Here is a 6,918-nt window from a genome sequence, read left to right on the forward strand (position 1 = left end):
CTCTTCAGGGATCTCTGCCGTATCGTCATTTCCCTGGTCGCTCGTCAGCACCCGCTTCATCGCTGGTCCGCTCGCCGGTCAGTTCTTTCTGTGCCGGCGGATAGCCCTGGCCAGCGGCTCGCTTCAACCAGAACCGCGCTCTCGCTCGCTCATCCGCTGCAGCGCGGATGTTGAGAAGGGAGAAAGCGAGCCACTGTGACCTGACATCGCCGTTCTCAGCGCCAATGATCGCCCACCGAAGCGATGCCTCCAGGTCGACCTTCGTCATGCCGTAGTACATCGCCAGGTGATAGGCGTCGGCTCCAGACCCAGCGAGCGCCGAAGAACTGAAACCCGACTCTTCCTTCTCGCTCAGTGAGCCATAGGGATCAGAGCGGGCTGGTTGCTTGTCGATCCTTAGTCCCAAGACGGGTTCGTGCGAAGCCGCTTGCCCAGAAACCGCCTGGCAGGCGAACAACAGCGCAAGAAGGGTCACCACCTTGCAGCTCTTCATACGGCGTCCTCGAGCACACTTTTTTACCGGCCGTCCGATCGCGAGCGCGTCTCGGCGTTTTTCCGGGGAGGCGTCTTCTGCGCCCTCTCAATGTCTTTGAGCTCGTCCCGAGCCATCTGATCTCCCGACGCAGCCGACTTCTTCAACCAGAACAAGGCGCGCTCCCTGTCGAGTTCCGTGTCGTAATGCATGAAGTCCTGATACGCATTGAATTGGGCGACAGCATCACCGTTTTCCGCGGCAATGATGACCCACCGATGTTGCTCGGTGGGGTTTAGCGCCACAAACCCGTAGAACACGGCAATCTTCGTCGCAGCTTCGGATGAGCCCCTCATCGCCTGTACCGCGAGCTCCGTACGCTGCTGCGGGGTAAGGAAGAGGCTTTGGTTAAGGTTGATCGGCTCGTCTGCGTTCGCTTCTTCGTAAAACAAATGAGCCGAAAAGAGAACGACTAAAACGGCTAATTTCCCTCGCATTCTCATGCTTTCATCTCATCCTGACGGGTCGAGCAGACGAAGTGCACTGGCACTGGCGTGACCCCCACTGGCATCCTCCCCATGCAGCGCAACATCAATGAGCCGGTTACCGCGAATCCGACATATTGGAGCCCGCTCTCTTCGGTGACTGTAAGGGCCTAGTCGCACAACGACTATCAGGGAAGTCCTACATACGGACGGGATCGGTGCCCAAATTCGGCAGCCGGGGACTGCGTGACCGCACCCCTCATGACTTGGCGCATCCAGGGAAAATATCAACCGCGCAACGACAAGCGATGCACCAGAATGGATCATTGTCTTGGTCCATGATGGTGCTGTTCTATTGAAGTCGGTCGCGCTGAAGCGCTATCGGTCGCCTCGTAGGGGACCTGCCACGCATCCATCCAACTGGCACGCATCCTGCTCCGTCCCCTGATACAACCAAAAGGGGAACTGCGGCACATGAAGTGGATCAACGCCATCATCAAGCCGTTCACGCTGGACGACGTCCGCGAAGCCCTTGCCGAAGCCGGGGTGCAGGGCATGACCGTGACCGAGGTCAAAGGGTTCGGACGCCAGCACGGGCATACCGAGCTCTATCGCGGCGCTGAATACGTCGTCGACTTCCTGCCCAAGCTGAAGATCGAGATCGCCGTGACCGACGAGCAGCTCGAACGGGCCGTCGAGGCCATCATGACTGCGGCGAAGACGGGCAAGATCGGCGACGGCAAAATTTTCGTCATCGACCTGGAGCAGGCGATCCGCATCCGCACGCAGGAGGTCGACGCCGATGCGCTCTGACACTTTCTTCCGTAGGGCCGCCGCGGTGGCAGCGCTCGCCGCCCTTCCCTGTACCGCTTTCGCCCAAGCCACCGCACCCGCGAAGCTCGATTCCGGCGACACCGCCTGGATGCTCACGGCCACGATGCTTGTACTGCTGATGACCATCCCGGGCCTCGCCCTCTTCTACGGTGGCATGGTCCGCGCGAAGAACCTGCTCTCCGTGCTGATGCAGTGCTTCGCCATCACTGCACTGGTTACCGTTCTCTGGGTGGTCTACGGCTACTCCCTCGCGTTCGACACCACCGGCATGACCGCCGGCGTGACGAACCTGCATTCGTTCATCGGCGGCCTCGGTCACGGCATGCTCGCCGGGCTGACACCGGGCAGCCTCTATCAGACAGTGCCCGAAGCTGTGTTCGTGATGTTCCAGATGACCTTCGCGATCATCACGCCCGCCCTTATCGTGGGTGCGATTGCCGAGCGCATGAAGTTTTCCGCCCTTCTGGTCTTCACGGCGTTGTGGTTCACCCTCGTCTACCTGCCCGTCGCGCACATGGTCTGGGGCGGTCCGGGCTCTTTCCTCGGCGATCTGGGCGTGCTCGATTTCGCGGGCGGCACGGTGGTGCATATCAACGCCGGTATCGCCGGCCTGATCGGCTGCCTCGTCATCGGCAAGCGTCGCGGTTACCCGACCACCGCGATGCCGCCGCACAACCTCGGCTACACGCTCGTCGGCGCGAGCATGCTGTGGCTGGGCTGGTTCGGCTTCAACGCGGGTTCGGCGGTCGCCGCCAACGGCAGCGCCGGCATGGCCATGCTGGTGACGCAGATCGCCACGGCTGCGGCGGCTATCGGGTGGACGGCGATCGAGTGGATCATCCACCGCCGCGCCAGTGTGCTCGGTATTGCCTCGGGCGCTGTCGCCGGCCTCGTCGCGATCACGCCGGCAGCGGGTACGTGTGGACCAGGTGGCGCGCTGGTACTCGGTCTCATCGCTGGCTTCGTCTGTTTCTTCAGCGCCACGACTCTCAAGCGCAAGTTCGGCTACGACGACTCGCTCGACGTCTTCGGTGTGCACGCGGTGGCCGGCATCATCGGCGCCCTGCTCACCGGCCCGCTTGCCGCGCCGACGCTTGGCGGCTTCGGCACGGTGACGGATCTGGGCCTGCAGCTGTGGATCCAGTTCAAGGGCGTGTCGTTCACCGTGGTCTACAGCGCCGTGCTCAGCTACGTGATCTTCAAGGGGATCGCGGTGACGATGGGCTTGCGCGTGGACGAGGAGCAGGAGCAGATCGGCCTGGACCTCGCGTTGCATGAGGAGCGGGGTTACAACCTGTCTTGATCTGATTTATGTGGGAGCCGATTAATGTGGGAGCTGATTCATCGGCGATTCCGCGGCAGCGGGCCGGGTTTTGGCTAGCACCCGATCGCCGATGAATCGGCTCCTACAGAAAGCGCGCGCAAAAAAAAAGCCGGCGATTGCCGGCTCTTTTTTTATCGCTCCGACGATCAGCGATTGACCCAATGGCACTGGCGGGTGTTGTGGTAGTGACCGTGGTGATCGGACACGCGCACGTTGTGACAGACCTGATGGCGATGGTGCGGCGGATGATGATCGTCGGCGTTGGCGGCCAGCGGTGCCATGATCGCGGCGCCCATCACGAGTAGCGCCACGATACGCGAGCGATGGCGGGTGGTGCTTCCGGCGGTTTGAATAGTCATGCTGGTCTCCTCTGTGGGGAGCCCAACGTCGCTGTTCCTGTGTGATGAGTCAATACTTACGGAATGCGCATGCTTTGCTGCATTCAGCTATGTTCATGCGAGGCGAAATAACGCAAGTTATTGCGCTTACAGACGACCGTCGACGCTGTCTTGGGGCAGGACGGATTTGACGTCGTAGACGACGGCGCCTTGCTTGCCGAAGCCGCGGATCTTTTCCGGGCCGAAGGCGCGGAACTCGTCATGGGCGACGGCGATGATCACCGCATCGTAGACGCCCTCTTCGATCGCATCGATCGTACGCACACCGTATTCGCGCGCGCACTCTTCGTTATCGACCCATGGATCGTAGACATCGACCTGCGCCATCGACTGCTTCAGATCACGCACGATATCGATCACGCGGGTGTTGCGCAGGTCCGGGCAGTTCTCCTTGAAGGCGAAACCGAGAACCAGCACGCGCGCATCGACGATGTGCAGGCGGCGCTCGCTCATCAGGCGAATGACGCGGTCTGCCACGTAGGTGCCCATCCGGCTGTTGATACGACGCGCGGCGAGGATCAGCTCCGGGTGATAGCCGGTGACTTCCGCCTTGTGCGTCAGGTAGTAAGGATCGACACCGATGCAATGCCCGCCGACGAGACCGGGACGGAAGGGCAGGAAGTTCCACTTCGTACCGGCCGCCTCGAGCACTTCGCCCGTGTCGATGCCCAGCCGGTTGAAGATCAGCGCGAGCTCATTGACCAGGGCGATGTTGACGTCGCGCTGCACGTTCTCGATGACCTTGGCCGACTCGGCGATGCGGATCGACGAGGTCTTGTGCGTGCCGGCGTGGATGATCGTCCGATACAGCGCATCCACGCGATCGGCCGCCTCGGGTGTGGAGCCCGAGGTGAGCTTGCGGATGTCGACGACACGGCGTGCGTGGTCGCCCGGATTGATGCGCTCGGGGCTGTAGCCACAATGAAAGTCGACGTTGAAGACCAGGCCTGAGCCGGCTTCGAGGATCGGCACACAGATTTCTTCGGTCGTCCCCGGATACACCGTGGACTCGAAGATCACCAGGTCACCGGCGCGAATGACGCCGCCGAGCATGCGGCAGGCCTTCTCCAGCGGCTCGAGATCCGGACGCTGCGCCTCGTCGATCGGCGTGGGGACGGTGACGATGTAGACGTTGCGATCCGCCAGGTCGGCGACGTCGCCGCTGTAGCGCAGGCGGGCCGCGGCCGAGAGGGCGTCACCGGTGACTTCCATCGTATGGTCGCGACCGGCGCGGAGCTGCTCGAGCCGGTGCGGATCGATGTCGAAGCCAAGCGTGTCGAAGTGCCGGCCGAACTCGACCGCCAGGGGCAGGCCGACGTAACCGAGACCGATGATGCCGATCCGTGGATCAGGAGTAAGAGCCATGGGGCGCCCGGGCGTCCAAAAGAAACGAAGCGTACACGGCGGAGCGGCGGCGTAGTACCACCGCCCCACCCTGGGCCTCAGGGACGGACCGCAGTTACCTCGATCTCGACCAGGAAATTCGGGCTGGCCAGCCCCGCGACCTGCATCGCCGACCGGGACGGCAGGTTCGGCTGGGCCGGGGTGCCGAAGAACTGCGTGTAGCCCGCCATGAAGCCCGCGAAGTCCATCTTGCCGCCCTTGGCCGGGTCACCCACCAGGAACACCTGCATCTTGACCACGTCGCCCAGCGACAACCCCATGCCCTTGAGCTGCTTGTCGATTGAGGTCAGGACACCGACGGTCTGGGTACGGGTGTCGCCGTACGCCTGGGGCGTGTCCTTCGGCGCGCTGGCGTCGGCCACCGGCGGCACGGCGCCACTGAGAAAGACCAGGGTCTTGCCTGCCGGCACTTCGACCGCCGCCGAAATCGGGAACGTGCTGTTCGGGATCTTGTGCCGAACCACGTCGGCGGCAAACGCAGGCATCGCGGCCATGAGCAACAGGGGGACGAGGATCACTCTCTTCATCATGGTCACATGCCCTCCTCGGGCGGCTTGGCGGGATGGAATGGTTTGATGTCTTCCGGACGCAGCGTATCGGTGTAAGCGTTGCCGAAATGAGTGCGCACGTAGTTCACGACCTCGGCGATCTGTGCATCGGACAATCCGCTACCGAACGATGGCATCGCGCCGCGGCCATTGACCACCATCACGACCGGGTAGGCAGCGGAGGCAAGCTTCGGATTGTTCGCCAGCGCCGGGTAATGCCCTGCGCCCACCGCGCCCTTGCCGTCGGGCATGTGGCAGCCCTGGCAGATGTGGGTGAATAGCTGTTCGCCCGTGGCGTGCGGGATGTCCTTGCTGGCGATGAAGTCGGGGTCGCTGCTCTGCGCGCGTGCCGCTGCAGCCACCATCATCAAGGCGAGTGTCGTGACGTGTCGCCTCATGAGCGACCTCCCGCGACAACCCGTGCATGCAAGGCGTCGATCGCCGACAGCGACGAAAGAATCGCACCCTCCTGCCACGCCGGCAGGTAGGACGCATGCTCGCCCGCGAGCACGATACGCCCGTCCATCGAGCAGATATCCGCGTAGTGCTTGGCGCGACTCGCATCGTTCCAGCCGCCGAAGCAGCCCAGCGTAAAGGGCGAACGATGCCAGGCCACGGCGATGCCGTTCTCGAACGAGCCCCTGTACTGGGGATGGATCATCGCGCCGTACTCGACACCCTTGCGCACGCGCTCGGCGGGCGTGAGCGCGGTGAACTCGAAGGCTTCCGTCGAGAAGGTATACGACCCGAGCAACACACCCTTCTTCGTGCCAAAGCCGTGGCTGGGGTACGAGATCATGCCGATGGGCAGATCGGTACTGGTGATGCCGCCGTAGATGGCTTCGTCTTCTTCCCAGAAGCGACGATCGAACTGCAGACCGATCTTCGACGACGCCCAGTACGGTACGGCCGAGATCGCCTCGACCTTGGCAGCCGATACCTGGATCGGAATCTGACTGAGGATGGATAGCGGGATCGTGCAGACGCACCAGTCGGCTTTCGCCTGACGGGACTGACCAGCGGCTCTGGCGTCCTCGTAGGTCACGGTGACGCCGTGCTCGTCCTGCGCGATCGCGGTGACTTTCGCGTTATAGGTCACGACCTTGCCGATACGCTCGACGAAGGCCTTAGAGATGGCGTCCATGCCACCGATCGGCTGCATCAACGTCGTCTGGTATTCCTGCTGTTCGTTGGTGCCCAGTGAGCCCCAGAGCTTTGCCTGGAGCACGTCGGACAAGCCATTCGGCTTTGAAAACTGCGGCTTGCCGTCCGGACCGCCGCCAGCATGTTTGGCGAAACCGCGACGCTCACTGCTGTCATGCCCCTCGAGGTAACGGTAGTCCTTGTCGAGCCCGCCCATCACGCGCAGCGCTTCCAGGAGGACTTCGCGATCCTCCTTGCTCACCATATCGTCGAGGCGGCCCTTGCCGTTCGCCTTGGCAAGAAGCTCCGC

Annotated in this window: 9 protein-coding genes; 2 read left to right on the forward strand and 7 right to left on the reverse strand. The window is 62.7% G+C overall.

Going from position 1 to position 6,918, the window contains the following annotated elements:
* Nucleotides 1–25: 25 nt before the first annotated feature.
* Nucleotides 26–493 carry a hypothetical protein gene (locus tag AC1DYM_RS02020; protein ID WP_477335435.1) on the reverse strand — a complete coding sequence of 156 codons (468 nt, stop codon included), beginning with the start codon at nt 491–493 and terminating at the stop codon, nt 26–28.
* Nucleotides 494–516: 23 nt separating this feature from the next.
* A complete protein-coding gene (locus AC1DYM_RS02025; protein ID WP_477335437.1) occupies nt 517–975 on the reverse strand; it encodes a hypothetical protein in 459 nt (152 codons plus the stop codon).
* A gap of 456 nt (nt 976–1,431) precedes the next feature.
* On the opposite strand from AC1DYM_RS02025, the gene AC1DYM_RS02030 reads away from it, so the two are divergent.
* Nucleotides 1,432–1,770: a P-II family nitrogen regulator gene (locus tag AC1DYM_RS02030; protein WP_063572994.1), complete on the forward strand. Its 339-nt coding sequence runs from the start codon at nt 1,432–1,434 to the stop codon at nt 1,768–1,770.
* Nucleotides 1,760–3,094: an ammonium transporter gene (locus AC1DYM_RS02035; RefSeq protein WP_477335439.1), complete on the forward strand. Its 1,335-nt coding sequence runs from the start codon at nt 1,760–1,762 to the stop codon at nt 3,092–3,094. Before AC1DYM_RS02030 ends, AC1DYM_RS02035 begins: the two co-directional genes overlap by 11 nt.
* A gap of 167 nt (nt 3,095–3,261) precedes the next feature.
* Here the strand turns inward: AC1DYM_RS02035 and AC1DYM_RS02040 are convergent, their stop codons facing one another.
* From AC1DYM_RS02040 to AC1DYM_RS02060, 5 genes are all read right to left on the reverse strand, one after another.
* Nucleotides 3,262–3,474 (reverse strand): hypothetical protein, encoded by a 213-nt coding sequence (locus AC1DYM_RS02040; protein WP_477335441.1) that lies wholly within the window; start codon nt 3,472–3,474, stop codon nt 3,262–3,264.
* A gap of 126 nt (nt 3,475–3,600) precedes the next feature.
* Nucleotides 3,601–4,878, reverse strand: coding sequence for a nucleotide sugar dehydrogenase (locus tag AC1DYM_RS02045; RefSeq protein WP_477335443.1), 1,278 nt, complete (start codon nt 4,876–4,878; stop codon nt 3,601–3,603).
* Between the two features lie 77 nt (nt 4,879–4,955).
* Nucleotides 4,956–5,447 carry a RidA family protein gene (locus AC1DYM_RS02050; protein WP_046965996.1) on the reverse strand — a complete coding sequence of 164 codons (492 nt, stop codon included), beginning with the start codon at nt 5,445–5,447 and terminating at the stop codon, nt 4,956–4,958.
* Nucleotides 5,448–5,449: 2 nt separating this feature from the next.
* Complete coding sequence (locus AC1DYM_RS02055) at nt 5,450–5,863, reverse strand: c-type cytochrome (protein ID WP_477335446.1); 414 nt, start codon at nt 5,861–5,863, stop codon at nt 5,450–5,452.
* Nucleotides 5,860–6,918 (reverse strand): flavin monoamine oxidase family protein (locus tag AC1DYM_RS02060; protein WP_477335448.1); only part of this gene is annotated, 1,059 nt, incomplete at its 5' end. The genes AC1DYM_RS02055 and AC1DYM_RS02060, both read right to left, overlap by 4 nt.

It is taken from the genome of Luteibacter sp. P1_D3 (genome assembly GCF_056406135.1).

Bases quoted from the DNA above. Each gene is read 5' to 3' on its own strand.
- AC1DYM_RS02030 (WP_063572994.1), top strand. From the start codon at position 1,432: ATGAAGTGGATCAACGCCATCATCAAGCCGTTCACGCTGGACGACGTC.
- AC1DYM_RS02025 (WP_477335437.1), bottom strand. From the start codon at position 975: ATGAGAATGCGAGGGAAATTAGCCGTTTTAGTCGTTCTCTTTTCGGCT.
- AC1DYM_RS02055 (WP_477335446.1), bottom strand. From the start codon at position 5,863: ATGAGGCGACACGTCACGACACTCGCCTTGATGATGGTGGCTGCAGCG.
- AC1DYM_RS02020 (WP_477335435.1), bottom strand. From the start codon at position 493: ATGAAGAGCTGCAAGGTGGTGACCCTTCTTGCGCTGTTGTTCGCCTGC.
- AC1DYM_RS02045 (WP_477335443.1), bottom strand. From the start codon at position 4,878: ATGGCTCTTACTCCTGATCCACGGATCGGCATCATCGGTCTCGGTTAC.
- AC1DYM_RS02050 (WP_046965996.1), bottom strand. From the start codon at position 5,447: ATGATGAAGAGAGTGATCCTCGTCCCCCTGTTGCTCATGGCCGCGATG.
- AC1DYM_RS02035 (WP_477335439.1), top strand. From the start codon at position 1,760: ATGCGCTCTGACACTTTCTTCCGTAGGGCCGCCGCGGTGGCAGCGCTC.
- AC1DYM_RS02040 (WP_477335441.1), bottom strand. From the start codon at position 3,474: ATGACTATTCAAACCGCCGGAAGCACCACCCGCCATCGCTCGCGTATC.